Annotated in this window: 24 protein-coding genes and 1 riboswitch; of the genes, 2 read left to right on the top strand and 22 right to left on the bottom strand. The window is 69.3% G+C overall.

From position 1 onward, the window contains the following. Window positions 1-182 precede the first annotated feature (182 nt). Window positions 183-1,013, top strand: coding sequence for a DUF559 domain-containing protein (locus ACI3KS_RS11820; protein WP_404918491.1), 831 nt, complete (start codon window positions 183-185; stop codon window positions 1,011-1,013). Between the two features lie 121 nt (window positions 1,014-1,134). Here ACI3KS_RS11820 and argH read toward each other — a convergent pair whose 3' ends face one another. The 19 genes from argH to ACI3KS_RS11725 form a co-directional block, all read right to left on the bottom strand. Further along, on the bottom strand, window positions 1,135-2,565 hold the full coding sequence (argH, locus tag ACI3KS_RS11815) for an argininosuccinate lyase (protein WP_404918489.1): 1,431 nt from the start codon (window positions 2,563-2,565) through the stop codon (window positions 1,135-1,137). After that, window positions 2,565-3,500 carry an ornithine carbamoyltransferase gene (gene argF / locus ACI3KS_RS11810; RefSeq protein WP_404918487.1) on the bottom strand — a complete coding sequence of 312 codons (936 nt, stop codon included), beginning with the start codon at window positions 3,498-3,500 and terminating at the stop codon, window positions 2,565-2,567. Before argF ends, argH begins: the two co-directional genes overlap by 1 nt. Next, the gene (locus ACI3KS_RS11805) at window positions 3,497-4,708 is read right to left on the bottom strand and encodes an acetylornithine transaminase (RefSeq protein ID WP_404918485.1); all 1,212 of its coding nucleotides are present in this window, start codon (window positions 4,706-4,708) and stop codon (window positions 3,497-3,499) included. The genes argF and ACI3KS_RS11805 overlap by 4 nt, the downstream gene beginning before the upstream one ends. Next, a complete protein-coding gene (argB, locus tag ACI3KS_RS11800) occupies window positions 4,705-5,622 on the bottom strand; it encodes an acetylglutamate kinase (protein WP_404918483.1) in 918 nt (305 codons plus the stop codon). The genes ACI3KS_RS11805 and argB overlap by 4 nt, the downstream gene beginning before the upstream one ends. Further along, window positions 5,619-6,776 (bottom strand): bifunctional glutamate N-acetyltransferase/amino-acid acetyltransferase ArgJ, encoded by a 1,158-nt coding sequence (gene argJ / locus ACI3KS_RS11795; RefSeq protein WP_404918481.1) that lies wholly within the window; start codon window positions 6,774-6,776, stop codon window positions 5,619-5,621. Before argJ ends, argB begins: the two co-directional genes overlap by 4 nt. After that, on the bottom strand, window positions 6,773-7,825 hold the full coding sequence (argC, locus tag ACI3KS_RS11790) for an N-acetyl-gamma-glutamyl-phosphate reductase (RefSeq protein WP_404918479.1): 1,053 nt from the start codon (window positions 7,823-7,825) through the stop codon (window positions 6,773-6,775). The genes argJ and argC overlap by 4 nt, the downstream gene beginning before the upstream one ends. Before the next feature lie 370 nt (window positions 7,826-8,195). Then, window positions 8,196-10,346, bottom strand: a complete 2,151-nt coding sequence (locus ACI3KS_RS11785; protein WP_404918477.1) for a bifunctional hydroxymethylpyrimidine kinase/phosphomethylpyrimidine kinase — start codon at window positions 10,344-10,346, stop codon at window positions 8,196-8,198. Next, complete coding sequence (gene thiM, locus ACI3KS_RS11780) at window positions 10,343-11,191, bottom strand: hydroxyethylthiazole kinase (RefSeq protein WP_404918475.1); 849 nt, start codon at window positions 11,189-11,191, stop codon at window positions 10,343-10,345. The genes ACI3KS_RS11785 and thiM overlap by 4 nt, the downstream gene beginning before the upstream one ends. After that, window positions 11,182-11,275: riboswitch (TPP riboswitch) on the bottom strand. (Overlaps the previous gene by 10 nt.) A 38-nt stretch (window positions 11,276-11,313) precedes the next feature. Then, window positions 11,314-12,288, bottom strand: coding sequence for an NAD-dependent epimerase/dehydratase family protein (locus ACI3KS_RS11775; protein ID WP_404918473.1), 975 nt, complete (start codon window positions 12,286-12,288; stop codon window positions 11,314-11,316). Window positions 12,289-12,394: 106 nt separating this feature from the next. Beyond that, window positions 12,395-14,914 (bottom strand): phenylalanine--tRNA ligase subunit beta, encoded by a 2,520-nt coding sequence (gene pheT, locus ACI3KS_RS11770; protein ID WP_404918471.1) that lies wholly within the window; start codon window positions 14,912-14,914, stop codon window positions 12,395-12,397. After that, complete coding sequence (gene pheS, locus ACI3KS_RS11765; RefSeq protein ID WP_404918469.1) at window positions 14,914-15,954, bottom strand: phenylalanine--tRNA ligase subunit alpha; 1,041 nt, start codon at window positions 15,952-15,954, stop codon at window positions 14,914-14,916. The genes pheT and pheS overlap by 1 nt, the downstream gene beginning before the upstream one ends. 34 nt (window positions 15,955-15,988) lie before the next feature. After that, window positions 15,989-16,909, bottom strand: a complete 921-nt coding sequence (locus ACI3KS_RS11760; protein ID WP_404918467.1) for an amino acid ABC transporter permease — start codon at window positions 16,907-16,909, stop codon at window positions 15,989-15,991. Continuing rightward, window positions 16,906-17,562 (bottom strand): amino acid ABC transporter permease, encoded by a 657-nt coding sequence (locus tag ACI3KS_RS11755; protein ID WP_404918465.1) that lies wholly within the window; start codon window positions 17,560-17,562, stop codon window positions 16,906-16,908. The genes ACI3KS_RS11760 and ACI3KS_RS11755 overlap by 4 nt, the downstream gene beginning before the upstream one ends. A 59-nt stretch (window positions 17,563-17,621) precedes the next feature. Next, window positions 17,622-18,533 carry a glutamate ABC transporter substrate-binding protein gene (locus ACI3KS_RS11750; protein ID WP_404918463.1) on the bottom strand — a complete coding sequence of 304 codons (912 nt, stop codon included), beginning with the start codon at window positions 18,531-18,533 and terminating at the stop codon, window positions 17,622-17,624. 45 nt (window positions 18,534-18,578) lie between these two features. Continuing rightward, window positions 18,579-19,325, bottom strand: coding sequence for an amino acid ABC transporter ATP-binding protein (locus ACI3KS_RS11745; protein WP_404918461.1), 747 nt, complete (start codon window positions 19,323-19,325; stop codon window positions 18,579-18,581). Window positions 19,326-19,555: 230 nt separating this feature from the next. Beyond that, window positions 19,556-20,515: a TAXI family TRAP transporter solute-binding subunit gene (locus tag ACI3KS_RS11740; RefSeq protein WP_404918459.1), complete on the bottom strand. Its 960-nt coding sequence runs from the start codon at window positions 20,513-20,515 to the stop codon at window positions 19,556-19,558. Next, window positions 20,512-21,891 (bottom strand): ATP-binding protein, encoded by a 1,380-nt coding sequence (locus ACI3KS_RS11735; protein ID WP_404918457.1) that lies wholly within the window; start codon window positions 21,889-21,891, stop codon window positions 20,512-20,514. The genes ACI3KS_RS11740 and ACI3KS_RS11735 overlap by 4 nt, the downstream gene beginning before the upstream one ends. A 3-nt stretch (window positions 21,892-21,894) precedes the next feature. Next, window positions 21,895-22,563 carry a response regulator transcription factor gene (locus tag ACI3KS_RS11730; RefSeq protein WP_404918455.1) on the bottom strand — a complete coding sequence of 223 codons (669 nt, stop codon included), beginning with the start codon at window positions 22,561-22,563 and terminating at the stop codon, window positions 21,895-21,897. 46 nt (window positions 22,564-22,609) lie between these two features. Beyond that, window positions 22,610-23,422 carry a TrmH family RNA methyltransferase gene (locus ACI3KS_RS11725; protein WP_404918453.1) on the bottom strand — a complete coding sequence of 271 codons (813 nt, stop codon included), beginning with the start codon at window positions 23,420-23,422 and terminating at the stop codon, window positions 22,610-22,612. Window positions 23,423-23,478: 56 nt separating this feature from the next. Here ACI3KS_RS11725 and ACI3KS_RS11720 point away from each other — a divergent pair, with 56 nt between their 5' ends. Beyond that, window positions 23,479-23,883: a DUF2809 domain-containing protein gene (locus ACI3KS_RS11720; RefSeq protein ID WP_404918451.1), complete on the top strand. Its 405-nt coding sequence runs from the start codon at window positions 23,479-23,481 to the stop codon at window positions 23,881-23,883. Between the two features lie 107 nt (window positions 23,884-23,990). Here ACI3KS_RS11720 and rplT read toward each other — a convergent pair whose 3' ends face one another. The 3 genes from rplT to infC form a co-directional block, all read right to left on the bottom strand. Then, window positions 23,991-24,377, bottom strand: coding sequence for a 50S ribosomal protein L20 (gene rplT / locus ACI3KS_RS11715; RefSeq protein ID WP_404918449.1), 387 nt, complete (start codon window positions 24,375-24,377; stop codon window positions 23,991-23,993). A gap of 32 nt (window positions 24,378-24,409) precedes the next feature. Next, window positions 24,410-24,604 carry a 50S ribosomal protein L35 gene (gene rpmI / locus ACI3KS_RS11710; protein WP_247625340.1) on the bottom strand — a complete coding sequence of 65 codons (195 nt, stop codon included), beginning with the start codon at window positions 24,602-24,604 and terminating at the stop codon, window positions 24,410-24,412. A gap of 73 nt (window positions 24,605-24,677) precedes the next feature. Beyond that, a complete protein-coding gene (infC, locus tag ACI3KS_RS11705; protein ID WP_404918447.1) occupies window positions 24,678-25,340 on the bottom strand; it encodes a translation initiation factor IF-3 in 663 nt (220 codons plus the stop codon). Between the last annotated feature and the right edge of the window lie 69 nt (window positions 25,341-25,409).

The raw sequence follows: 25,409 nt of genomic DNA, 5'->3' as shown, positions 1-25,409 counted from the left end.
CGACGGTTCCCGGCACCGATGACGGATCCCGGATGCTCACACACTGAAGCATCCGGGATCCGTCCGTCCTTCCGGGATGCGTCGTCGCCGACCTCTCGTGCACAGACGCAGAACCCGGCAAAATCCATCCACATCAGGGAATCCGCCCGCTCTGAGCCGCCCGCGTGCGCGATGCTCATCGCATGCTCTCCGCGAAGGACACCATCACCCGGCTCGGCGGAGTCGCGCGTGGCACCGAGCTGCAGAGGCTCGGGTTCACCCGCCAGGCGCTCGCCGGACAGGTCCGTCGCGGCTCGATCGAGCGCATCCGCTCCGGCATCTTCGCCGCACGTCCCCTCGACGCCGATGAACGCACGGCGATCGAGCACGGCGGCGCCCTGACCTGCGCGAGCGCCCTCATGACCCACGGCATCTGGGTGCTCGAGGCCCCGAGCGCACCCCATGTCTGGCTCGATCGCGGACAGCATCCGCTCCCGCATCCGCAGTGCGCCTGCGTCTCGCACTACCGCGACGGGACCCCGCCGCTGCGCACGGTCGACGTCGAGACCGCGCTGCTGCACCTCCGTGTGTGCGGCGGCGACGAGGCCTTCTTCGCCGCGTACGAATCCGCCTGGAGACAGCAGAAACTCTCCGCCGCAGCACGGAAGAGGATTCGCGGCGCCCTCCCCCGGACCGCCCGATGGCTGATCGATCTCGCCCGGTCGGATGCTGACAGCGGACTGGAGTCTCTCCTCCGGCTCCGTCTGCTTCTGCTCGGACTGACCATGCGGTCCCAGGTCGACATCCGGGGCGTCGGCCGGGTCGACTTCGTGATCGACGGCCGGCTGATCCTCGAGGCCGACGGCGAGGCGAACCACCGTTCGTCCTCGCACAGACACCGCGATCGGATGCGGGATGCCGCAGCATCCGTCCAGGGGTTCGAGACGTTGCGCTTCGACTACGCGCAGATCGTGTACGACTGGCCGCTGGTGCAGCGCGCGATCCTCGCGGCACTCGCCCGGGCACGTCGATGAGCGCACGACGGAAGACGGAACCGGTGACGGATCACGGACGGATCCTGCAGGATCGTCCGGGATCCGTCACCGGTTCCGGGAAGTGTCGCCGCGCTTTGAGCACAGCGAGGCCGAGAAGGCCTCAGAGGCCGAGCGCGTGCGCCGCCGCCTGGGCGCGGGCGACGAGTTCGGCCCGCTGCTCGGCGACGCGCACCGGCGCAGTTCCGCCTGCTCCCGTGCGGGAGGCCACGGAACCCTCGATCGTCAGCACCTCGCGCACCTCGGGGACGAGGTGCGGCGAGACCGAGAGCAGCAGCTCGTCGGAGGCGTCCTCGAGCCCGATGCCCTGCTCTTCGCAGGCACGCACCAGCGCGCCGGAGATCTCATGAGCGTCGCGGAACGGAACCCGACGCTTGACGAGCCACTCGGCGACGTCGGTCGCGAGAGAGAAGCCCTGCGGCGCGAGCGCCGCCATCCGCTCGGTGTCGAACTTCAGCGTGGCGACCATGCCCGCGAACGCGGGAAGCACGACTTCGAGGGTCTGCACGGAGTCGAAGACGGGCTCCTTGTCCTCCTGCAGGTCACGGTTGTATGCGAGCGGAAGCCCCTTCAGCGTCGCCAGCAGCCCGGACAGGTTGCCGATCAGACGGCCCGACTTGCCGCGAGCGAGCTCGGCGATGTCGGGGTTCTTCTTCTGCGGCATGATGCTCGACCCGGTCGAATAGCTGTCGTGCAGCGTCACGAAACCGAACTCGCGCGTGTTCCAGAGGATGATCTCCTCGCTCAGGCGCGAGAGATCGACGCCGGTCATCGCGGTGATGAACGCGAACTCCGCCACCACATCACGGGCGGCCGTGCCGTCGAGCGAGTTCTCGGCCGGACGGTCGAGACCGAGCTCGCGGGCGACCAGCGCCGGATCGAGCCCGAGCGTGGATCCCGCGAGCGCTCCCCCGCCGTAGGGCGAGACGCCGGCGCGACGACGCCAGTCGACGAGCCGCTCGAGCTCGCGCACCAGCGGCCAGCCATGCGCCTGCAGATGGTGGGCCAGCAGCACCGGTTGCGCGTGCTGCAGGTGGGTGCGGCCGGGCAGGATCGCGTCGGGGTGCGCCTCGGCCTGCGCCACGAGCGCATCGATGACCCGCAGGATGTCGCGGGCGATGACGCGCGCGTGGTCGATCAGGTACATGCGCACGAGTGTCGCGATCTGGTCGTTGCGACTGCGCCCCGCGCGCAGGCGTCCGCCGAGCTCTGGACCGAGCTCCGCGATCAACGCCTGCTCGAGCGCGCCGTGCACGTCCTCGTCGGACGGCTGCGGCCGCAGCTCGCCGTCGGCCACCTTGCGGGCGACGGCATCCAGTCCCTCATGCATGCGCGCGGCCTCATCGGCCTCGAGATAGCCGGCTGTCTCCAGCGCGGTGGCGTGCGCGTGCGATCCTGCGATGTCGTAGGGCGCGAGGATCCAGTCGAACTGCGTCGACCGGCTCAGATCGGCGAGCTCGGGCGACGGGCCGCTCGCGAACCGGGCGCCCCACAGGGCTCCCTCGTTCGTACCGTTGTGCGTGGTCTCGCTCATCAGGCGGCCGTCCCGTTCTTCCGCAGCAACCAGACGAGCAGGGCCTTCTGCGCGTGCAGACGGTTCTCTGCCTCGTCCCAGACCACGCTCTGCGGCCCGTCGATCACCTCGGAGTCGACCTCGTACCCGCGGTCCGCGGGCAGGCAGTGGATGAAGATCGCGTCGGAGTCGGCGAGCGTCATGGTCTCGGGCGTCACCTTGTAGCCGCCGAGGTCACGGATGCGCGCGAGCTTCTCCTCCTCCTTGCCCATCGACACCCAGGTGTCGGTGACGATCACGTCGGCACCGGCGGCCGCCTCGATCGGATCGGTGAGCAGCGTGATCGATCCTCCGGTCTCCGCTGCACGGCGGTCGGCCGCCTCGACGACGTCCGCTCGAGGGGCGTACTCCGCCGGCGAGGCGATGCGCACGTGCATGCCGGCGGTGACGCCGGCGAGCGCGTAGGAGTGCGCCATGTTGCTCTGGCCGTCTCCGAAGAACGTCAGGGTGAGCCCCTTGAGCTCGCCCTTGTGCTCACGGATCGTGAGCAGGTCGGCGAGCAGCTGGCAGGGGTGGAAGTCGTCCGACAGTGCGTTGATCACGGGCACACGGGTGCCGGCGGCCATCTCCTCGAGCCCCGACTGCGCATAGGTGCGCCACACGATCGCGGCGACCTGGCGCTCGAGCACGCGAGCCGTATCGGATGGGGTCTCCTTGCCGCCGAGCTGGCTGCTCGCGGTGGAGATGATGAGCGGCGAGCCGCCGAGATCGGCGATGCCGACCGCGAACGAGACCCGGGTACGCGTCGACGACTTGTCGAAGATCACCGCGACCGTCTGGGGACCGGCGAGGCTCTTGTCGGCCCAGCGATCCTTCTTCAGTTCGAGGGCGAGGTCGAGGATCTCCGCCTGCTCGGCGGAGGTCAGGTCGTCATCGCGCAGCAGGTGGCGGGTCACAGGTCGGCCTTTCCGGACGGGGTGAGGGATGCCGCGACGTCCGAGAGCGCGGCGGCGAAGAGGTCGCGGAACTCGGCGATCTCCTGATCGCCGATCGTGAGAGCGGGCGCGATGCGCACGGTCTCGGGGTTGGCGGCGTTCACGATGAGACCGCGCTTCTGGGCGGCCGCGACGACCTCACCCGCGACCGGCGCAGTCAGGCCGACACCGATGAGCAGACCTCGGCCGCGCACGCCGTCGACGAGCGGCGAGCCGATGCTCTCGATGGCCTCGCGGATCTCGGCACCGCGGCGTGCGGCGTTCTCGACGAGGCCCGCACTCTCGATCTCGGTCAGCACCGCATCGGCGACGGCGGTCGCGAGCGGGTTGCCACCGAAGGTCGATCCGTGCGAGCCCGGGGTGAACAGCGCGCTCGCGGCGCCGTAGGTGACGAGGGCGCCGATCGGGAAGCCGCCGCCGATGCCCTTCGCGAGGGTGATCGCATCGGGGGTGATGCCCTCGTGGCTGAACCCGAACCAGGCACCGGTGCGTCCGGCGCCGGTCTGGATCTCATCGACGATGAGCAGCGCACCGTGCTTCAGGGTCAGTGCGCGGGCAGCCGCGAGGTACCCCTCCGGCAGCTCGACGACGCCCGCCTCGCCCTGGATGGGTTCGACGATGACAGCGGCGACACGATCGTCGATCGCGGCCTCCAGCGCCTCGATGGTCGCGGGGATGTGCTCGACGCCGCCGGGCATCGGCTCGAACGGCGCACGCATGGCCGCCTTCGCCGTGAGGGCCAGCGAGCCCATGGTGCGGCCGTGGAAGCCGTTCTCGAGCGCGAGGATGCGCGGGCGCTCGGTGCCGCCGTGCAGGCGCGCGAGCTTGAACGCCGCCTCGTTCGCCTCGGCACCGGAGTTCGAGAAGAACACCCGCCCATCGATGCCCGCACCGGCGAGGCGCTTGAGGCGGGCGGCGAGGGCGAGCTGCGACGGCGTCGCGAAGTAGTTCGACACGTGGGCGAGGGTCGCGGCCTGTCGCGACACGGCCTCGACGAAGACCGGGTGCGCGTGGCCGAGCGAGGTCACCGCGATCCCGGCGAGGAAATCCAGGTGGCGGGTGCCCTCGTCATCCCAGAGGTACGAACCCTCGCCGCGCGTGAGCAGCGCCAGACGTGGTCCCGCATTGAGGACGAGGTCGCTCGCCGCGTCATCCTGCCAGTTGCTCATGCCTTCGTCCCTGCGCTTCCCAAGACCACTTCTGTTCCGATTCCCTTGCTGGTGAACAATTCGACGAGCACCGAGTGCGGCACCCGTCCGTCGATGATGGCTGCGGCGTCCACTCCGCCCTCGACGGCGTCGAGGCATGCCCGCATCTTGGGGATCATCCCCGACTCGAGCCCGGGGAGCATCTCGATGAGCGCATCCGAGGTGAGGTGCGAGACGAGCGAGTCCCGGTTCGGCCAGTCGGCGTAGAGTCCGGGCACGTCCGTGAGGATCACGAGCTTGCGGGCGCCGAGGGCGACCGCGAGCGCCGCAGCGGCGGCATCCGCGTTGACGTTGAGCGACTGACCGGGGTGATCCAGGTCGGGCGCGATGCTCGACACCACCGGCACGCGGCCGGCGGCGAGATGGTCGAGCACCGGCGTCGGGTCCACCTCGACGACATCTCCGACGCGTCCGAGGTCGACCTCTTCCCCCTCGATCATGACACCGCGGCGACGCCCGCCGAAGAGACCGGCGTCCTCGCCGCTGAGCCCGGTCGCGATCGGACCGTGCGAGTTGATCTTCGACACGAGCTGCGGGTTCACCTGGCCGGTGAGCACCATGCGCACGACGCTGATCGCCTCGGTGGTGGTGACCCGGTAGCCGCCCTTGAACTCGCTCGGGATATCGAGACGATCGAGCATGTTCGAGATCTGCGGCCCGCCGCCGTGCACGACGACCGGCTGCACACCGACATAGCGCAGGTAGGCGATGTCCTGGGCGAAGGCTTCCTGCAGCTCGTCCGAGACCATCGCGTTGCCGCCGTACTTGACGACGACGATCTGATCGCGGAACTTCTTCAGCCACGGGAGCGACTCGATGAGCGTCCCCGCTTTGACGGCGGCGAGCTCAGCCGGAGTGTCCTGGATGTCGGTCATGACGCGTAGGCGCTGTTCTCGTGCACGTAGTCGTGGGTGAGGTCGTTGGTGAGGACGGATGCCGTGGCCTCGCCGATCTTGAGGTCGATGATGAGGTGCGTCGCACGAGGGGTGAGGTCGACCTCCTCGCGCGGACGGTCGGGGCCGCCGGCTGCGCAGACGCGCACGCCGTTCATCCAGACGTCGACGTCATAGGGGTCGAACTGCGCGTTCGTCGTGCCGATGGCTGCGAGCACGCGTCCCCAGTTCGGGTCGTTGCCGAAGATCGCCGCCTTGAAGAGGTTGTTCCGCGCGACCGAGCGGCCGACTTCGACCGCCTCCTGCTCGGATGCCGCGTGCTGCACCTCGATCGTGATGTCGTGGCTCGCTCCCTCGGCGTCCCCCTGCAGCTTCACCGCGAGATCCTGGCAGAGCTCGGCGAGCGCCGCGCCGAAGGCGTCGAGATCGGGCTTCACACCGCTGGCGCCGTTCGCGAGCAGGGTCACCTGGTCGTTCGTCGACATGCAGCCGTCGGAGTCGAGACGATCGAACGTGCGGCCGGTCGCACCGCGCAGCGCCGCGTCGGCCTCGAGCGGCTCGAGATCGGCATCCGTCGTGAGCACCACGAGCATCGTGGCGAGGCCGGGCGCGAGCATGCCCGCCCCCTTCGCCATGCCGCCGATCGTCCAGCCGTCACGGCTCACGATCGCGGTCTTCGCGACCGTATCGGTGGTCATGATCGCATGGGCGGCGCTCTCCCCGCCATCGGTGGACAGCTCCGAGATCGCCTGGGCGGTGCCGGCGAGCACCTTCGCACGGAAGGCCTCGTCTCCGGTGCCGATCAGGCCGGTGGAGCACACGAGCACATCGCCGGCGCTGATGCCCAGCAGCTCGGCCGCCTTCTCCGCCGTCTGGTGCGTTGTCTGGAACCCGAACGATCCGGTGAAGCAGTTGGCTCCGCCGGAGTTCAGCACGACGGCCTCGACGACCCGGTCGGCCACGACCTGCTGCGACCAGATGATCGGGTTGGCCTTGGCGCGGTTGCTCGTGAACACGGCGGCGCCGACCTTCCGCGGGCCGCGGTTGACGACGACGGCGACGTCGGGCTTGCCGGTCGACTTGAGACCGGCGGCGACTCCGGCCGCCTCGAATCCTGCGGGGGCGGTGACACTCACGGTGCGACTCCGTTCACGGAGAGGGCGCGGTCCTCGGGGAGGCCCAGCGCGATGTTCATGGATTGGATGGCGGCACCCGCGGTGCCCTTGACCAGGTTGTCGACGGCGGTGACCACGGTGACGCGGTTCGCCGCCCTGTCGATGGCGAGACCGATGAGCGCGGTGTTCGCGCCGAGTACATCGGCCGTGCGCGGGAACTGCCCTTCGGGCAGCAGCTGCACGAAGGTCTCGCCGCCGTACGCGCCTTCCCAGGCAGCACGGATCTCCGCATCGGTGACGCCCTCGACGATCGGCGCACTGGACGTTGCGAGGATGCCACGCGCCATGGGCACGATGACCGGGGTGAACGAGATGCGGATGCTGTCGGGCGTGATCGAGCCGGCGGCCGCGAGGGCCTGGCGGATCTCTGGGATGTGCCGGTGCGTACCGCCGACCGCGTAGGGGTTGGCCGAGCCGAGGATCTCGCTCGCGAGCAGGTTCGTCTTGAGGCTCTTGCCCGCGCCCGAGGGTCCGACGGCGAGCACCGAGACGATGTCGCCGGGGTCGATCACGCCGGCGGCCACGCCCGGGGCCAGGCTGAGGCTGACGGTCGAGGCGTTGCACCCCGGGGCGGCGATGCGTGTCGCGCCGCGCAGCGCCTCCCGCTGCGTCGATCCGGAGACGGGGAGCTCGGGGACGCCGTACGTCCACGGGTCGTGGAAGACCCCGCCGTAGAAGGCGTCCCAGGCGTCCTGCGAGGTGAGCCGGTGGTCCGCACCCGCGTCGATCACGAGCGGAACGTCGCCGAGAGCGTCGGTGTACTGCCCGGACTGTCCGTGCGGGAGCGCGAGGAAGACGATGTCGTGTCCGGCGAGGACCTCGGGCGTCGTGTCCTGCAGCGTCAAGTGCGCGAGCGAGCGCAGGTGCGGCTGGTGCTGAATCAGCGGCTGGCCGGCGTTCGAGTGCGCGGTGACGGTGCGGATCTCGATGTCGGGATGAGCGGCCAGCAGGCGCAGGATCTCGCCGCCCGCATAGCCGGATGCGCCGGAAACGGCGACGGTGTACGTCATGGTTCTACCTTAACGGTCAGTCCTTTCGCTCACTGCTCGTGACGGAGCACGGCACCGCGCGGTTCCCGGGCGGTTCGGCTCCGCTCGCGGTTCCCGAGCGAGCTCAGCGAGACGAAGGACGAGGATGGTCGGGCCGAGGCGGCGACTCCGAGACTCGACCGACGTGCAGGGCACGCGGGAGCGCGGGGTCGCCTAGAGTCGGCGTCCGCCGCGGCGTCGGCGCTCGATCGAGACCCGCAGGACGGGAGCGAGAGGAGCCGAGGACATGCCGCGACGATAGCGCGCCGGCGGCGGCATCCGCAAATCCCGGCCGTCATCCTTCGCCGCGCGGGCGGTGCACGCGCATCGCGCACCGCCCGCGCTGGTCGGCTCAGACGGGGAGCGCGGCGTCGAGCGGCGCAGCGAAGAAGGCGCGCTCGTGCCCGCTCGATACCGCGAAGGCACGGAAAAGGCGGTTCCGCGCGTCCGGCCCCGCGGATGCAGCGGCCGTTCCCGCGATCGCGATGGCCTGCGCGGTCGCCTCCTCGAACGCGGGGTCGGCGTAGGTCGCGAGCCAGTCGGCGTACGGGTGTGCGGGGTCCATCGCCTCGTCACCGAACTCTCCCGACTGCAGGCGCCGCCCGAGGTCGGTGTACAGCCAGAAGCACGGCAGCACGGCCGCGACGAGTTCTGCGTAGTCTCCGCCGAACGCCGTCGATCGCAGATGGTCGAGGTACGCGGTCGTGGTCGGCGACGGCGTCGCCGCGAAGGTCGAGGCTCCCACGCCGGCGCCCGGTGCGAGCCAGGAGGCGTGCAGTTCGAGCTCGCCGACGATGGATCCCTGAGCCGAGCCCGCCCAGAAGGCCTGCTCCGCAGATGTGGGAGCCAGCCGCGATGCCGCCGCCAGCACCCGTGCGTACTCGCGCAGGTACAGCGCGTCCTGAGCGAGATAGAACCGGAAGGCGGTCTGATCGAGGGTGCCGTCAGCGAGCGCGCGGATGAACGGGAGCTCGTCGATTTCCCGACGGGTGCCCTCGATGCGCTCCCACCACTCGGCGGTGAGGGAGGCGGGGTCGACGGATGCCGGCGCGGCGGCGCGTGACCAGAGCCCGGCGAAGTGGTGCACGGGGCCGTTGCCGCGTCCGACCTGGAGGGCGTCCGCCGCCGTCAACGACTCCCGCAGCCAGCTCCGCGCCGCACCGACCGCTGCGGCTGGCGCGGCACCCCGCGCGAGATGGGTCGCGACGGCCGATGAGAGCGAGCACCCGGTTCCGTGGGTGTGCGTGGTCGGGATGCGGACTCCGCCGAACTCCGTCGTCTCGCCCTCGGCGGCGTCCACCAGCGCATCGGGCGCCTCGTCGCCCTCGAGATGGCCGCCCTTGACGAGGACCTGCGCTCCCGTCGACGCGGACAGATCGGATGCTGCGGCGAGCGCGTCCTCCCAGCCGTCGATTTCCCGCCCGCTCAGCACGGCGAGCTCGCCCAGGTTCGGAGTGATGAGCTGCGCTCTCGTCAGCAGCCGCGCCAGCTCGTGCTCGGCCTCTCCGTCGAGCAGCCGATCTCCGCTCGTCGCGACCATGACGGGGTCGATCACCACGATGGGCGGGCGGGTCTCATCGAGCCACTCCGCCACGGTGCGGATCACGTCGGCGTTCGCGAGCATGCCGATCTTGACCGCGTCGACGATGATGTCATCGGAGATCGCGTCGAGCTGGGTCCGCAGGAAGCCGGTCGGGGGCACGTGCACGTCGCGCACCCCCGTCGTGTTCTGCGCCGTGAGCGCCGTCAGCACCGCCATGCCGTAGCCGCCGGACGCCGCGATCGACTTGAGGTCGGCCTGGATGCCCGCGCCTCCGGAGGGGTCGCTGCCCGCGATGCTCAGCACACGGGGCACGCCGGCCGCGCGCCACCGGCCGGCGAAGCCCTCGGCGGCCGTGCGCGGGTCGTCGGCCGCGCACAGCGCCGAGACGACGGCCACCCCGGCCGCACCTGCGGCCCGCAGCGCACCGAGGTCGTCGATCCCGACACCGCCGATCGCGACGCAGGGCAACCGGCTCGCCGCCGCGACGGCGGCGAAACCGTCGATGCCGAGCGCAGGCGGATGGTCGGGCTTCGTGCTCGTGGGGCGGATCACGCCGACGCCGAGGTAGTCGACCGTCCCTTCGGGCAGCCGACCGACCGCCGCGAGGTGCTCCGCGCTGTTCGCGGTGAGGCCGATCAGCGCGTCGGGCCCGAGTTCGGCCCGCGCCCTGATGACGGACTCGTCGCCCTGTCCCAGGTGCACGCCGTCGACGCGCGCGCCGGCCGCGCGAGCCGCGAGCGCGGCGTCGAGGCGGTCGTTGACGACGAGGAGCGCCCGACCGTCGATCACTCGCGACAGTTCGATGAGCTGCGCGGTGGTCTCAGCGTCCGAGGCATCCTTGTCGCGCAGCTGCACGATGCGGACGCCGCCCTCGACGGCTCGACGCACGGTCTCGACGACGCCTCGGGCGCCGCAGAGCGCGGGGTCTGTGACCAGGTAGACGGAGAGATCCGCGATCACCGCGCACCTGCCTCGACGCGCGCTGCCGCGACGACGTCGTCAGGACCCACGGCGGCGAGGTGGTCGAGCAGCGCGACCGCGAAGCTTCCCGGCCCCGCGGACTCCGCCGCCGCACGCTCGGCCGCGACCGTGTAAGCGAGGCTGGCCGAGGCGACAGCAGCGAGCGCGTCGTGGCCGGTGGAACGTGCAGCCCCCAGGAAAGCAGCCATCACGGCGCCGAGAGCGCACCCGCCGCCGGTGACCCTCGTGAGCAGCTCATGCCCGTTCGCGAGGCGGAGCACCCTGGCGCCGTCCGTGATCAGATCGATGGGACCCGAGACGGCGACGACGCTGCCGAAGCGCTCGGCGAGCGAGAATGCGGCGTCGGCGGCGTCATCCGTGCTGTCGGTGGCGTCGACGCCCCGCCCGCCGCCGCTGAGTCCAGCGAGTGCGAGGATCTCCGAGGCGTTGCCGCGAATGGCGGTCGGCCGCAGAGCCACCAGCTCGTCGGCGAGGCTCGTGCGCACCGGAAGCGCACCGATGGCGACCGGGTCGAGGACCCACGGGGTACCAGATGCCGTCGCACCTGTCGCGGCCTCGAGAGCGGCCTCGCGCTGCTCGGGAGTGGGCGTGCCGAGGTTCACAAGCAGCCCTGAGGCGATGCCCGCGAAGAGCCCTGACTCTCCGACGATGTCGACCATGGCGGGGGCCGCTCCGACGGCGAGGAGCACGTTCGCGGTGAAGCCGGTGACCACGCTGTTCGTGATGCAGTGCGTGAGCGGGGGCGTCGATCTCACCGCCTCGAGCAGCGCGGCGGCCTCTGAGGCGAGGTCGAGAGTGTGTTCCGGACGCAGAAGATCGCTCATCGCGACATCCCTTCGCTAGTTCTAACTAGATCAGGTTCGACGGGTCTGTTCTCAGCCGCGGATGCGGCACCCCGTGTCACTGCTCAGCAGTCTAGCCGCGCCCCTCGTCTCGCCCCGCTCGCTCAGGAACCGGATGTGCGCAGCGCGTCGAGCAGCGCCAGCTCCTCGGCCCGGGTGAGACCGGATCTGCGCGGACGGTCCACTCCCCGAGCCCGCTCGTCGGCGGTCACCGCAGCGATCGTGTCCTCAAGCGGTCGCAGCATCCCTCCGGCCTCGCGGTAGCGCGCGTTCGTCCGCGTCATGAAGCCCGGCGTGTCCGGCGGAAGCCACAGCGGCAGCGAACGCTCCCCCATCCAATACGAGACGCCCGCGTCGACCAATACGTCCTCGTCCGCCACGGTGATCTCGTGGCGCTCACCGCTCGCCTCCTCGAACAGCGCGAGCACGTCCGAGAGCGGATGCCGGTCGCCCACCGCGTTCACCGTCCCGGACGCCGTTGCGCCGACGACGAATGCCGCGAGATCCTCGACGTCGATGACCTGGGTCTCGCGGTCTCCTGTCGGCGGCAGCAGCACGGCACCGTCCACTGCACGAACGAACGCCGCGGCCCAGTATCCGAACCGGTCGCTGGGGTCCCCGGCACCGACGATGAGTCCGGGCCGTACGACGAGCGCACGATCGCCGAGCGTACGGACGGCGCCCTCCGCCGCTGACTTCTGCGCACCGTAGTCGTCATCGCTGGAAGTGGCCGGCGCGTGCAGCACCGCAGTCTCGTCCGCACCGATCGTCGTGTCATCCGCATACGCCGACACCGACGACACATAGGTCCATCGTCGGGCGCGCTCGCCCAGGGCATCGACGGCAGCGGCCACGTGATCGGCGCGAGAGGAGATGTCGACGACGTGATCCCAGGAGCGTCCGGCGACGTCGCGGTAAGCCTCTGGCTGGTCTCGATCGGCGAAGACCTCCGAGGCTCCCTCGGGCGAGCGTCGTTCTCCGCGGCTCACGCAGGTCACCTCGATTCCCGCCTCGATCGCCTGGCCCGCGATGCGCCCCGACAGCCACCCGGTTCCGCCGAGGATCAACATGTTCGTCATACGCCCATGCCATCAGCATCCGGCCGCAGGCGGAAGATGTTCCGCCGAGAGCAGATCGGCGCGGCGCCCCGAGGGACGACCGCGCCGATCCGTTCCGCTGTGGGTGTCAGTCGCGCAGCGCGGCGCCGAACCGCTCCGCGGCGACAGCGACACCGGCGAGCTTCGCCTCGGTCGCCTCCGCCGCCGTGAGCGTGCGGTCATCCGCACGGAATCGCAGGGCGAACGTCAGGCTCTTGGTCCCGTCGGGCACGCCCTCGCCGCGGTAGTCGTCGACGAGCCGCACGGACTCCAGCATCGGCCCTGCTCCCTCGACCAGCGCAGCACGGACCTCTCCGGCCGGCACCTCGGCGGCGACGGTGAGCGAGACGTCCTGGGTCGCTGCGGGGAAGGTCGACAGCGATGCCGCGACCGTCCCGCCATCCGCGAGGGAGAGGATGCCGTCGAGATCGAGCTCCAGCACCGTCGCGCGGCCGGGCAGATCGGCATCCGCCGCCACCGTGGGATGCAGTTCGCCGACGTATCCGACCTCGACCTCGCCGACGCGCAGCGATCCGGTGCGGCCGGGGTGCAGCGCCGCGCGCTGCGTCTGGACCACGTCGATCTCGACGCCGGCGGCAGCCGCGATCACCCGAACCGCGTCGAGCGCTTCCGAGAGCCCTGCTGCTTCGGCCGCACGACCCGGCTGACGTACGGACACGTTGCCGGTGAACAGCGCGGCGACGTGTCGGTGCTGCGGCGGGATCGATGCGTTGAGCTCCGCGAGCTTCTCATCGCTCGGCCGCACGCCGAGCGGAGGGACCTCGTCCGTCCCGTACACGACGCCCTGCTCGGGCAGGAACACCGTGCCGGTCTCGAAGATCGCAAGATCCGTGAAGCCGCGCGAGATGTTGCGGTGCGCGATCTGCAGGATCCCGGGGATCAGCGACCGGCGCAGCGCCGGAGCCAGACCGTCGAGAGGGTTCGCCAGGCGGATGCTGGGGAGGTGCTCGCCCGTCGCCGAGCCGTGAAGATCGTTCTGCGCCTCGTTCGTGAACGGGAACGCGGATATCTCCACGAGTCCGGCGGCCGCGAGGGCGTTGGCTACTCGGCGACGCCCCCGCTGGTGCGCAGTGAGCCCACGTCCGGACGGAGGCGTCGGCAGCACGGAGGGGATGCGGTGGAGACCGTGGATGCGGGCGACCTCCTCGGCGAGGCTCCATTTGTCGGTGAGGTCGGGGCGCCAGGTGGGCGGGATGACCGTCCACCCGTCCTGGGTCCCTGAGCTCGCCGAAGGGCTCACCTCGGCGCCGATCGTCTCGAGCGCACCCGTGATCTCGGCATCCGTGTAATCGACGCCGATCAGCGTCTGCACGAAGCCGGCGGGAAGTTCGATTTCGCCCACGAACACCTCGGCGAACAGCGCCCCGCCCTCTTCTGTGAGAGTGCCGCCCGCGAGTTCGACCATGAGGTCGGCCGCGCGGCGCGCCGCGACGAACGGGATCAGGGGGTCCACGCCGCGCTCGAAGCGCTTGGACGCCTCGCTGGGCAGCTTGTGGCGACGGGCCGAGCGCGCGATCGTCACCGGGTCGAACGTCGCCGCCTCGATGAGCACGTTGCGGGTGGACGCGGTCATCTCGGTCGTGCCGCCGCCCATGACGCCCGCAATGCCGATGGGGCCGGAGTCGTCGGTGATCAGCAGATCCTCGACGTGGAGCGCACGCTCCTGCCCGTCGAGCGTCGTGATCTTCTCGCCCTTCGCCGCGCGACGCACGGTGATGCCGCCGGTCAGCGTGTCGAGGTCGTAGCCGTGCAGCGGCTGACCGAGCTCGAGCATCACGTAGTTGGTGATGTCGATGAGCACGCCCAGCGAGCGCATGCCAGCGAGCGACAGACGGGCGATCATCCAGGGCGGCGTCGGCCGCGAGGGGTCGACGTCGCGGACGACGCGCGTGACGAACTCGCTCGCGCCGACCTTGCCGCGCACGGGTGCCTGGTCGTCGATGATCGCGGTGTGCCCGGTGCCGGGCTGCAGCTCGGCGAAGTCGCGCTCGGCCGGATCGCGGAACTCGGCGCCGGTGGCGTGCGAGTACTCGCGGGCGATGCCGCGCACCGAGAACGCGTAGCCGCGGTCGGGGGTGACGTTCACGTCGACCGCGACGTCGTCGAGGCCGAGGAGGGCGATCGCGTCGGTGCCGACCGGAGCATCGATCCCGAGGTCGGACAGCACGAGGATGCCGTTGTGCTCATCGCCGAGGCCCAGCTCGCGCGCCGAGGCGATCATGCCGTCGGAGACATGACCGTAGGTCTTGCGCGCGGCGATCGGGAACGGCCCGGGGAGCACCGCACCCGGCAGGGTCGCCACGACCTTGTCCCCGACAACGAAGTTGTGCGCGCCGCAGACGATCCCGCGGACGCCCCCGTTCGCCTCGCCGACGTCGACCTGGCACCAGTTGATGGTCTTGCCGTTCGACTGCGGCTCGGGCTCGAGCGACAGCACCTGGCCGACGACGATCGGACCCGTCAGGTCGCAGCGGTGCACGTCCTCCTCTTCGAATCCGACCGACACCATCGCCGCGAGGACATCCTCGGGCGTGGCATCCGCTGCCAGATCGACGTACTCACGCAGCCACGAAAGCGGGACGCGCATCACACCACCATCCCGTACTGCTCGCTGAAACGGACATCGCCCTCTGCCATGTCACGCATGTCCTGCACGTCGCTGCGGAACATGAGTCCGCGTTCGACACCCATCCCGAAGGCGAAGCCGCTGTAGACGTCGGGATCGATGCCCGCCGCTCGCAGCACGTTCGGGTTCACCATGCCGCAGCCGCCCCACTCGATCCAGCGCGCACCGCCCTTGAAGGTCGGGTGCCAGAGGTCGAGCTCGGCGGAGGGCTCGGTGAAGGGGAAGAAGTTCGTGCGGAAGCGGGTCTTGGCCTCCGGCCCGAAGAGCTGACGTGCGACGTGGTCGAGCGTGCCCTTGAGGTGCGCCATCGAGATGCCCTTGTCGATCACGAGGCCCTCGAACTGCGTGAACACCGGGAGGTGCGTCGCGTCGAATTCGTCCGTGCGGTACACACGTCCGGGGCACAGCACGTAGATCGGGACCTCGCGGTCGAGCATCGAGCGCACCTGCACAGGGCTGGTGTGCGTCCGCATCACGAGGTGGCGCGACGTCGGGTCGACGTAGAAGGTGTCCTGCTCCTGACGAGCGGGGTGGTCCACGTCGAAGTTCAGGGCGTCGAAGTTGAACCACTCGTGCTCGAGCTCGGGCCCCTCCGCGATCTCCCAGCCCATGCCGACGAAGATGTCGGAGATCTGCTCGCTGAGCAGGGTGAGCGGATGCCGCGCGCCGACCCGTGTGCGCGACGGCACGGCGGTGATGTCGACGCGCTCGGCCTCGAGCCGGGCGGCGACCTCGGCCTCGGCGAGCTCGGCCTCCTTCGCGGCGAGCGCCTTCGTCACCTGACCGCGGCCCTGGCCGACCAGCTTGCCGAAGGCCGCCTTGTTCTCAGGGGCGACCTGGCGCATCGACGCGTTCAGCACCGCGAGCGGCGATCCGTCGGCGACGTGTGCGGCGCGGGCCGCTTTCAGCTCTGCGGTGTCTGCGGCTGCGGCGATCGCCTCGAGGGCGGCGGCGACAGCGGCTTCGACCGCTTCTGGGGTGATCTCTGGAGACTCGGACACGAGAGTCGAGTCTACCGGCGACCCGGCGGGGTGCTCAGACCCCGCCGGTGCTCGTCCCGTCGAACCTGCCTGCGCCCTTCTGCATGGCGATCGCCTCGGTGAGCGTCGACTCGTCGTCCGCGGCGGGGTTCGCCGGGGTCAGACCCGTGACCTTGGGCGAGCGCCGCGTGCGGATCTCCACCCACTTCGCGATGCCGGAGAGGATGAGGCACATGATGATGTAGATGCCGCCGATGACGAACGCCGACTGCAGGATCGGCCGCCCCTGCTGGGACGTGAGCTGCTTGGCGTAGTACAGCAGCTCGGGGTAGGTGATGATGAACCCGAGGGCGGTGTCCTTCATCGTGACCACGAGCTGGGCGACGATGACCGGCAGCATCGCCCTGATCGCCTGCGGCATCAGGATCAGCCGCATGACACCGCTCTTGCGGAGGCCGATCGCGTAGCCCGCTTCCTTCTGCCCGCGGGGCAGCGACTCGACGCCGGCGCGCAGCACCTCGGCGAGCACTGAGCCGTTGTACGCCATGAGCGCCAGGACGACGGCCCAGTAGGGGTCGACCTTGAAGTCGACGATCACGGGGAGGCCGTAGTAGAGCAGCATCATGAACACGAGCACGGGCACGGCCCGGAAGAGTTCGGTGATCACGGTGACGGGAATCCGTACCCAGGCGTGATCGGACAGGCGCCCGATCGCCAGGACGAAACCGAGCACGATGCTCAGAACCGCAGCGAGTGCGAAAGCGGCCAACGTGTTGCCGAGCGCCTTGAGGATGCCCATCCACACGTTGGAGAACGAGAAGACGTACCATTTCGTCGCCGTGAACTGTCCGGTCTCGATGAGCCGGTAGACCACGAAGCCGATGGCGATCACGACCACAGCGATCGTGATGACGGCCAGGAAGCGGTTGCGGGCGATCGCCCGCGGACCGGGGACGTCGTACAGTACGGAGCTCATCGCGCGATCCTCCATCGGTTCTCGAGATGGCGCTGCAGCCAGCTCATCAGCATGACCAGGGCGACGAAGACGACGGCGACCCAGAGCAGGACCTCCATCGGGTTACCCGGTCGGTCGGCACTGTCGTTGATCGTCGAACGGAGCGCCGCGAGCTCCGCGACCGAGAACCCTGCTGCCACAGTCGTGTTCTTCAACAGCGCGATGAAGACGCTCATCATCGGAGGGACGACCGATCGGAACGCCTGCGGGAGGATCACCACGGTCATCACCTGCCCGAACGGGAGACCGATCGCGCGTGCGGCCTCGGCCTGCCCGACCGGGACCGTATTGATGCCCGCCCTCAGCACCTCCGCGACATAGGTGGCCGTGTAGATGCCGATCGCGAGGATGCCGAGGACGAGGTTCGACAGATCCGGCAGCCCCAGCTGCGGATAGCCGAAGATGAAGAAGAAGAAGACCAGCGTGAGCGGCGTGTTCCGCACGGTGTTCACGTACACGGTCCCCACGCCGCGTGCGATCGGTACCGGTGAGACTCTCATCGCTCCCACGATGATGCCCAGGACCAGCGCGATCACGCCGCCCGCGAAGAACACCAACAGTGTGTTCCCGAGGGCCCCTCCCCACAGGTCCAGGTTGCCGAAGATGACGTCCACGCCAGCCTCCTTCTCTTCATCCGGTGGAGGGCGGCCCGACGGGGCCGCCCTCACGTCATTCAGTACGCGTCGACTTCGGGCTGCTCGACCTCGATGCCGCTGGAGCCGAGGTTCTTGTCGAAGATCGCCTGCCAGATCTCGGGGTTGTCCGTGAACAGGTCGTTGATGTGCGCGCGGAGCACGTCATCACCCTTCGTGAGACCAACGCCGTAACGCTCCTCGGTGAACAGACCCCCGGTGACCTTGACGTCGTCCGGGTACTGCGCGGCATAGCCGATGAGGATCGCCTGATCGGTCGTGACCGCGTCGACCTTGCCGTCGATCAGATCCTGCACGCATGCGGAATACAGGTCGTATTCCTGCGTCTTGATCTCGGGGAAGTTCGCCTTGATGTTCTGGATCGGCGTCGAGCCGGTCGCCGAACAGACGGTCTTGCCGTTGAAGTCCTCGAGCTTGTCGGCCCCCGGCGCGTCAGCCGCGACGAGAAGGCCCTGACCCGTGATGAAGTAGGGACCCGCGAAGTCGATGAGCTCCTTGCGCTTGTCATTGATCGAGTACGTCCCGACGTAGTAGTCGATGTCGCCGTTCACGATCGCCTGCTCACGGTTCGCCGAGGCGATCGGCTTGAACTCGATGTCCTCTTCGTCGTAGCCCAGGGATGCGGCGATCCAGCGGGCGATGTCGACGTCGAAGCCGGTGCGCTCTCCCGACGTCACGTCGAGGAAGCCGAGCCCCGGCTGGTCCTCCTTCACGCCGACGGTGACCTTCCCCGCCTCTTGGATCTTCTCGAACGTGGGGCTGCCGTCGAGCGTGACGTCAGACGCCACCTCGAACCACGTCGAGTCCTCGCCGGCGTCGTCACCCCCGGCGTCGCCACCAGGGTTCGACGGGGTGCCGCTGTTGCAGGCGGTCAGGGCGAGCAGCGCTGCCGCCGCGATCCCGATTCCCGCCAGAGTCCGTGTGCGTCGCATGTGCGTCTCCTTCGTGTGCTGTGTGTGCGGAGGGTGAAGTATGAATCAGTGGGTGAGGAGCTTCGAGAGGAAGTCCTTGGCGCGATCGCTCTTCGGGTTCGTGAAGAACTCCTCCGGCGTCGCCTCCTCGACGATGTGGCCGTCCGCCATGAAGACGACACGGTCGGCGGCCTTGCGGGCGAAGCCCATCTCGTGCGTGACGACGATCATGGTCATCCCCTGCTGTGCGAGCTCGACCATCACGTCGAGCACCTCGTTGATCATCTCGGGGTCGAGGGCGCTGGTCGGCTCGTCGAAGAGCATGACCTTCGGGTGCATCGCGAGCGCACGCGCGATCGCCACGCGCTGCTGCTGTCCCCCCGACAGCTGGGCGGGCAGCTTCGACGCCTGCTTCGCGACGCCGACGCGCTCGAGCAGCTCCAGCGCCTCCTTCTCGGCATCCGCCTTCTTCAGACCTCGCACCTTGATCGGGCCGAGGGTGACGTTCTCGAGGATCGTCAGGTGCGCGAAGAGGTTGAACGACTGGAACACCATGCCGACGTCGGCGCGCAGGTTCGCGAGGCCCTTGCCCTCGGCGGGCAGCTCCTTGCCGTCGATCCGGATGCTGCCGCTCGTGATGGTCTCGAGGCGGTTGATCGTGCGGCACAGCGTCGACTTGCCCGATCCGGACGGACCGATCACGACGACGACCTCACCCGAGTTGACCGTCAGATCGATGTCGGTGAGGGCCTGGAAGTCGCCGTAGTGCTTCTGCACGTTCTCGACCACCACGAGGGCGTTGTCTGACGTCATCTCTTCTCCAAACTCGTCTGTCTCCGGCACGGGTCCTCCGGCGTCGCCCATCGAGTCGAGTCGAGCGCAGCTCGTCCCCTCGGGCTTCGAATCGGCGTCGACTCATGCGCGAACGACCTCACGATGTCAGAGCGCGAAAGGGCTCCGCAGAGTTCTTGAGGATTTCTTGAGACTCGTAACAGGGGCGTTACCGGATCGACTCACCCCGGGTGATCGCGGGCGAGGCGTGGTCAATCCCGGCTGTCTCGGTAGTACTCGAGAGCGCCGGGGTGCAGCTCGACGGGTTCCGTGAAGATGGCCTGGCGACGATCGAGACGCGCGGCGACCGGCACCTCCTGCGCGATGCGCGCTCGAGCATCGAAAAGGGTCGAGACGACGTCACGGATGACCTCATCGGGGGTGTCGGATGCCGCCATCAGGAAGTTCGGCACCGCCATCGTCACGACCGGCTCCTCGATTCCGTAGGTGCCGACGGGTATGTCCGCCGGACGGTAGGCGCCCGAGTGCTCGGCGTTCACCTCTGCCACCCAGGCCGAATCGATCGTCAACAACCGAATGGGGACCTCGCTCGCCAACTGCGTGATGCCGGGGGTGGGCAGTCCCCCCACCCACAGGAATCCATCGATCTCTCCTGCGCTCACCGCCGCGATCGAGTCCGCGAGCCCCAGTTGAGGGTCCTCGATGCTCCCGACGTCGACGGCGGCGGCATCCAGAAGGCGCGTGGCGATCACGTTGACGCCGGAGTTCTCTGCACCGAGCGATATCCGACGCCCCGCGAGCTCCGCGACATCGGTGATCTCGGAGTCCGCCCTCACCACGATGTGCAGATACTCGTCGTACAGACGCGCGACCGCCTGAAGCGGAAGCGGATCCTCGAACCCGCCGGTGCCGGCGACCGCATCCCCGGCGGCATCCCCCTGGGCGAAGCCCACCACAGCATCGCCCGCGGCGACGCGCAGCAGGTTGTCGACCGACCCGTTCGTCTCGGCGACGGTCACCGAGACGCCCAGTCGCTGGCTGAGCTCGTCGGCCAGGTGCTCCCCGTACTCGTAGTAGACGCCTGTGGGGCTGCCACCGGCGATGACGGTGCTCTCCCCCCGCCAGTCCCCGTGGGAAGGGGTGCAGGCGCTGAGCGCGAGCACGATGGCTGCCCCGAAGGCGACCGCAGCCAGCCTGCGGACGAGGGTCATGACGGCTCTCCGGTCTGCATCCACAGTGAGACGCGCAGTCCGCCGTCCTCGGGGGAGTCGACGCTCAGCTCACCGCCGATGGAACGCAGCAGGTCCGTCGCGATCGCCAGGCCCAGACCGGATCCGCCGACGTCGGCCGGACCGTCGCTGCGCCAGAAGCGCTCCGTCGCGTTGCCGATCTGCGCAGGGTCGAGGCCGGGGCCGTGGTCGCGGACGACGATGCCGGGGCGACCCGTGGAACCCGTCGCGCCGACCTCGATCACGCCGCCCGCCGAGGTGTATTTCACCGCATTGTCGATCACGGCGTCGAGGGCGCTCTCGACGACGGTCCGATCGGCCGTCGCCATGACGGCGCGGCTCTCCCCCGCGTCGACGATCGACAGCGACCGTCGGGCTCCGACGTCTCGCCAGGCCTCGGCCCGGCGGCGAGCGATCTCGCCGAGGTCGACGGGACGCGACTCGGAATCCGCTCTGCTGCCGCGGGCCAGACCGAGCAGCGTCTCGAGGATGCGGGTCATCCGGCGCCCTTCCTCCCTGGTCTCCTCGATATCGTCCTTCCAGTCGGGTCCCAGCCCTGTCATGAGGTGCTCGACCCGCAGGAGCAGAGCATTGAGGGGGTTCCGCAGCTCGTGCGAGGCGTTGAGCGCGAACTCCTGCTGCCGAGCGAGCACACGCTCGATCTCGGCGGCCATCCTGTTGAACAGCGTGGTCATGCGTCGCAGTTCCGGTGGACCGGTGTCCTCCGCGACACGAGCGTCCATCTCTCCGCGCTCGATGGCCGCCATCGCGTCGTCCAGCCGTCGTACGGGCGCGAGCACCCAGTTCGCGAGCCCGGTGACGAGGACGAGGCCCGCGAGGATCGTCAGGATCAGGATCATCGACAGCACGACCCAGTGCTGCACGATCTCGGACCGCGGCGCATCGGTGCTCGACGAGATGAGCACCGCACCGATCACATCGCTGTCGTCGAAGACCGGCTCGACCATCGTCGCCTCGGTCGCGGGCCAGGGGAAGACCGGCTCCGGCTGCTCGGAGCGACGGCCGCTCAGTGCGAGCTGGACGAGCTCAGCATCCGCCTCCTCCAACACGCCGGCCGATGGGTCGCTGGCAGCCCACACGCCACCCGAGACCTCCATCACCACCACGCGGATGCCGTACACGTCCTGATACCGGCTCACCTCGCCCTCCAACACCACCGGACTCTCCGAGCGCAGGGATTGCCGGGCGCTCGTCACGAAGTACGTGAGATCGCCGAACTGATCGCTGAAGAAGTCCTGCTGCACGCTGCGCGTGGTGCTCCAGGCATACGCTCCCCCGAGTGCGAGGACGATCGCGACGAGCGGGACGAGGAAGACGACGATGAGGCGGACGCGCACCGCTCACGCTCCGGTGAGCCGGTAGCCGACGCCGCGCACCGTCTCGACCAGGCCCTGCGGGACCTTGCGACGCACGGCGGCGATGTGGACGTCGAGCGAATGACTGAACCCGTGCCAGTCGGTCTTCCACACCTCTCTGATCAGGCGGTCCCGGGGCACGGCGACACCCGGGTAACGAGCGAGGACGGCGATGATGTCGAACTCCTTCTTGGTGAGGTCGACGTTCTCCCCTCGCACCGTGAGGGTGCGGCGGACGACGTCCACCTCGATCGCGCCCGCATGCAGTCGGATGACGTCGTCGGACTGCACCGGGATCGGTCGCGTGCGACGCGTCACCGCCTCGATGCGCGCCAGCAGCTCGTGCACGTCGTACGGCTTGATCACGAAGTCGTCGGCGCCGGCGCGCAGTCCGCGGATCCGTTCGTCGACCTGGCTGCGCGCGGTCACCACGATGATCGGCACGTCGGTGCGCGCCCGGATGCGTCGGCACAGGTCGATCCCGTCGATGTCGGGCAGACCGAGATCGAGCAGCACCACTTCGGTGTCCAGTCCGAGGGCGTCGAGCGCCTGCTGACCATCGGCGGCCCGTGCTGTGGCGTACCCCGAGCGGCCGAGGAACGCCTCGAGGGCCTTGGCCACTCCGAGGTCGTCCTCGACGATGAGTACCCGCATGTGCTCCCGGTTCCGTCAGGGACGGGAGCCCCGTACTCCCGCGGCTTCAGTCTGCCACGGCTGCGCGCTGCGCGAAGGCGCTCTCGTAGAGGCACACGCTCGCGGCCGTAGCCAGGTTGAGCGACTCCGCTCGCCCGAAGATCGGCAGCTTGAGCACGTGATCGGCGAGCGCGAGCGCGTCGTCCTCGAGGCCGCGCGCCTCGTTCCCGAAGAGCCAGGCCGTTGGGCCCTCGAGCACCCCGCCGGCGCGAGCGGCGAGCAGGTCATCGCCCTTCACATCGGCCGCGAGGACGCGCAGCCCGGCACCGTGAGCGAGCGCGACGACCTCATCGAGCTCACGCCCCACGGACACCGGGAGGTGGAACATCGACCCCGTGGTGGCCCTGACCACCTTGGGGTTGTAGGGATCGACCGTGCGGCCGGTGAGCACGACGGCATCCGCCCCCGCGGCATCCGCTGCCCGGATGATCGTGCCCAGGTTGCCGGGGTCGCGCACCTCTTGGCAGATGGCCACGAGCGTCGGGCCGGCGGCGAAGATCTCCTCGGCGGTGACCGGCGTCTGCCGCACGACCGCGACGATCCCCTGTGGCGTGACGGTGTCGGCCATCGCGTTCAGCACGTATTCGGTGACGTACTCGACGTCGATCGCGGCATCCGTCGCCTTGGCCCTGATATCGGGATGCCGCTCCCACCCGCCCTGGGTGGAGAACAGCTCGACGATCGCGTCGGGCCGATAGGTGAGTGCTTCCCGGACAGCTTGCGGACCTTCGAGCAGATACAGCCCGGTCTCCGTTCGCGCACTGCGCTTGGTCAGCTTGGCGACGGCTCGGACTCGGGGGGACCGGGGGTTCTCCAGCACGCTCTCAGTCTAGGGACGCGGAGGCCGTTCCCGCGCGATCCGGATAGGGTGCGTCCATGACGACGGATGCCGCTGCGAGACCGCGCCGTCGTGTCGCGCTGGCTGTTCTCGCCGCGACGACCGTCGCGGTCGGACTCGTGAGCCGCGCTCTTCCCGACGGCGTCCCGCGCGACGTCCTCGGGGACGCCCTCTACGCGGTGCTGATCTACCTGATCGCCGCGTTCGTGGTCCCCCGCGCACGGTGGTGGCTCCTCATGGTCGCGACCGTCGCCGTCTGCACGGGAATCGAGCTGTTCCAGCTGACGGGGCTCCCCCTCGGCTGGACGGCGGACGTCCCTGCCGTCTCACTCGTCCTCGGCGAGGAGTTCGCTGTGCGTGACATCGTCGTCTACGCGATCGCCGCGGTGGCGGCATCCGTCGTCGATCTCGGCGTGCGCACAGCGTGGGCACGCCGAGGCTGACGCGACGCGGCGCCCGGACACGCGATGCGCCCCGATACGCGAAGCGGCCCGGATACGCGAACAGGGCACCCTCCCGAAGGAGAGCGCCCTGTGCGAGAGGATGCTGCTTACGCAGACGCCTTCGGCGCGTTGACGTCGGAGGGCAGAGCCTTCTTCGCGGTCTCCACCAGCGTGGTGAAGGTCGCGGCGTCGTTCACGGCGAGGTCCGCGAGGATGCGACGGTCGACCGTCACGCCCGCGAGGCCGAGGCCCTGGATGAAGCGGTTGTACGTCATGCCGTTCTGGCGTGCAGCGGCGTTGATGCGCTGGATCCAGAGGCGACGGAAGTCGCCCTTGCGCTTGCGACGGTCCCGGTACGAGTAGACCAGGGAGTGGATGACCTGCTCCTTGGCCTTCCGGTAGAGGCGCGAACGCTGGCCGCGGTAACCGGACGCGCGCTCGAGGATGACGCGACGCTTCTTGTGGGCGTTTACCGCCCGCTTGACTCTTGCCATTTTCCTGTGTTCCTATTCGTGCGTTCGGCGCGTCAGCGGCCGAGAAGCTTGTTCGCGACCTTGGCGTCTGCCTTCGACAGAACCTGGTCCTGGTTGAGGCGACGGGTGCGACGGCTCGACTTGTGCTCGAGGTTGTGGCGCATCCCGGCCTGCTGCTTCTTCAGCTTTCCGCTGCCGGTGATCTTGAAGCGCTTCTTGGCACCCGAGTGGGTCTTCTGCTTCGGCATCTTCTCTTCCTTCGTATGGCGCCTTCTCAGGCGACGGTGTCAACCCGCAGAGCGGGAGTCTGTGGGGCGGGTGTCACTCCGCCGCGGCCTCGGCCGGAGCGTCGGCGTCGTGCTTCGCGTCGCGAGCGGCCTGCTTCTTCGCATCGCGGACGGCGTTCTGCTCCTGCTTGGCCTCGGACTTGCTCTTCAGCGGGGCCACGATCATCACCATGTTGCGACCGTCGATGGTCGGGTTCGACTCGACGGTGCCGAGCTCGGCCACGTCCTCGGCGAACTTGCGCAGCAGACGCACACCCTGCTCCGGACGCGACTGCTCGCGGCCGCGGAACAGGATCATGGCCTTGACCTTGTCGCCGGCCTTGAGGAAGCCCTCGGCGCGCTTGAGCTTCGTCGTGTAGTCGTGAGCTTCGATCTTCAGTCGGAAGCGGACCTCCTTGAGAACGGTGTTCGCCTGGTTGCGGCGAGCTTCCTTCTCCTTCTGGGCGGCTTCGTACTTGAACTTGCCGTAGTCCATGATCTTGACCACGGGAGGCTTCGAGTTGGGTGCTACCTCGACGAGGTCGAGATCGGCCTCCTGCGCAAGGCGCAACGCCGCCTCGATGCGGACGACGCCGATCTGCTCACCCGCGGGGCCGACGAGGCGGACCTCGGGGACGCGGATGCGCTCATTGGTGCGGGGATCGCTGATGCGGAACTCCTTAGACGATGGTTTCGGCCACCAGGATGCTGACGGCATCCCGGGCGAAATCGGAGTCCTCCCCCACCCGCCGACGATCAGACGCCGGCTCCGCACCCATACTGCCGT

The organism is Microbacterium sp. ZW T5_45 (assembly GCF_044987415.1).
Lineage (GTDB): Bacteria > Actinomycetota > Actinomycetes > Actinomycetales > Microbacteriaceae > Microbacterium.
Note: the sequence above shows the minus strand (reverse complement) of the source record. Positions and strands in the feature narration are given on the sequence as shown.

Bases quoted from the DNA above. Each gene is read 5' to 3' on its own strand.
- rplT (WP_404918449.1), bottom strand. From the start codon at position 24,377: ATGGCAAGAGTCAAGCGGGCGGTAAACGCCCACAAGAAGCGTCGCGTC.
- ACI3KS_RS11805 (WP_404918485.1), bottom strand. From the start codon at position 4,708: ATGAGCAACTGGCAGGATGACGCGGCGAGCGACCTCGTCCTCAATGCG.
- ACI3KS_RS11760 (WP_404918467.1), bottom strand. From the start codon at position 16,909: ATGAGCTCCGTACTGTACGACGTCCCCGGTCCGCGGGCGATCGCCCGC.
- ACI3KS_RS11720 (WP_404918451.1), top strand. From the start codon at position 23,479: ATGACGACGGATGCCGCTGCGAGACCGCGCCGTCGTGTCGCGCTGGCT.
- pheT (WP_404918471.1), bottom strand. From the start codon at position 14,914: ATGCGCGTCCCGCTTTCGTGGCTGCGTGAGTACGTCGATCTGGCAGCG.
- ACI3KS_RS11820 (WP_404918491.1), top strand. From the start codon at position 183: ATGCTCTCCGCGAAGGACACCATCACCCGGCTCGGCGGAGTCGCGCGT.
- thiM (WP_404918475.1), bottom strand. From the start codon at position 11,191: ATGAGCGATCTTCTGCGTCCGGAACACACTCTCGACCTCGCCTCAGAG.
- ACI3KS_RS11745 (WP_404918461.1), bottom strand. From the start codon at position 19,325: ATGACGTCAGACAACGCCCTCGTGGTGGTCGAGAACGTGCAGAAGCAC.
- ACI3KS_RS11775 (WP_404918473.1), bottom strand. From the start codon at position 12,288: ATGACGAACATGTTGATCCTCGGCGGAACCGGGTGGCTGTCGGGGCGC.
- argC (WP_404918479.1), bottom strand. From the start codon at position 7,825: ATGACGTACACCGTCGCCGTTTCCGGCGCATCCGGCTATGCGGGCGGC.
- rpmI (WP_247625340.1), bottom strand. From the start codon at position 24,604: ATGCCGAAGCAGAAGACCCACTCGGGTGCCAAGAAGCGCTTCAAGATC.
- infC (WP_404918447.1), bottom strand. From the start codon at position 25,340: ATGCCGTCAGCATCCTGGTGGCCGAAACCATCGTCTAAGGAGTTCCGC.
- argB (WP_404918483.1), bottom strand. From the start codon at position 5,622: ATGACCGACATCCAGGACACTCCGGCTGAGCTCGCCGCCGTCAAAGCG.
- ACI3KS_RS11740 (WP_404918459.1), bottom strand. From the start codon at position 20,515: ATGACCCTCGTCCGCAGGCTGGCTGCGGTCGCCTTCGGGGCAGCCATC.
- ACI3KS_RS11730 (WP_404918455.1), bottom strand. From the start codon at position 22,563: ATGCGGGTACTCATCGTCGAGGACGACCTCGGAGTGGCCAAGGCCCTC.
- ACI3KS_RS11750 (WP_404918463.1), bottom strand. From the start codon at position 18,533: ATGCGACGCACACGGACTCTGGCGGGAATCGGGATCGCGGCGGCAGCG.
- argH (WP_404918489.1), bottom strand. From the start codon at position 2,565: ATGAGCGAGACCACGCACAACGGTACGAACGAGGGAGCCCTGTGGGGC.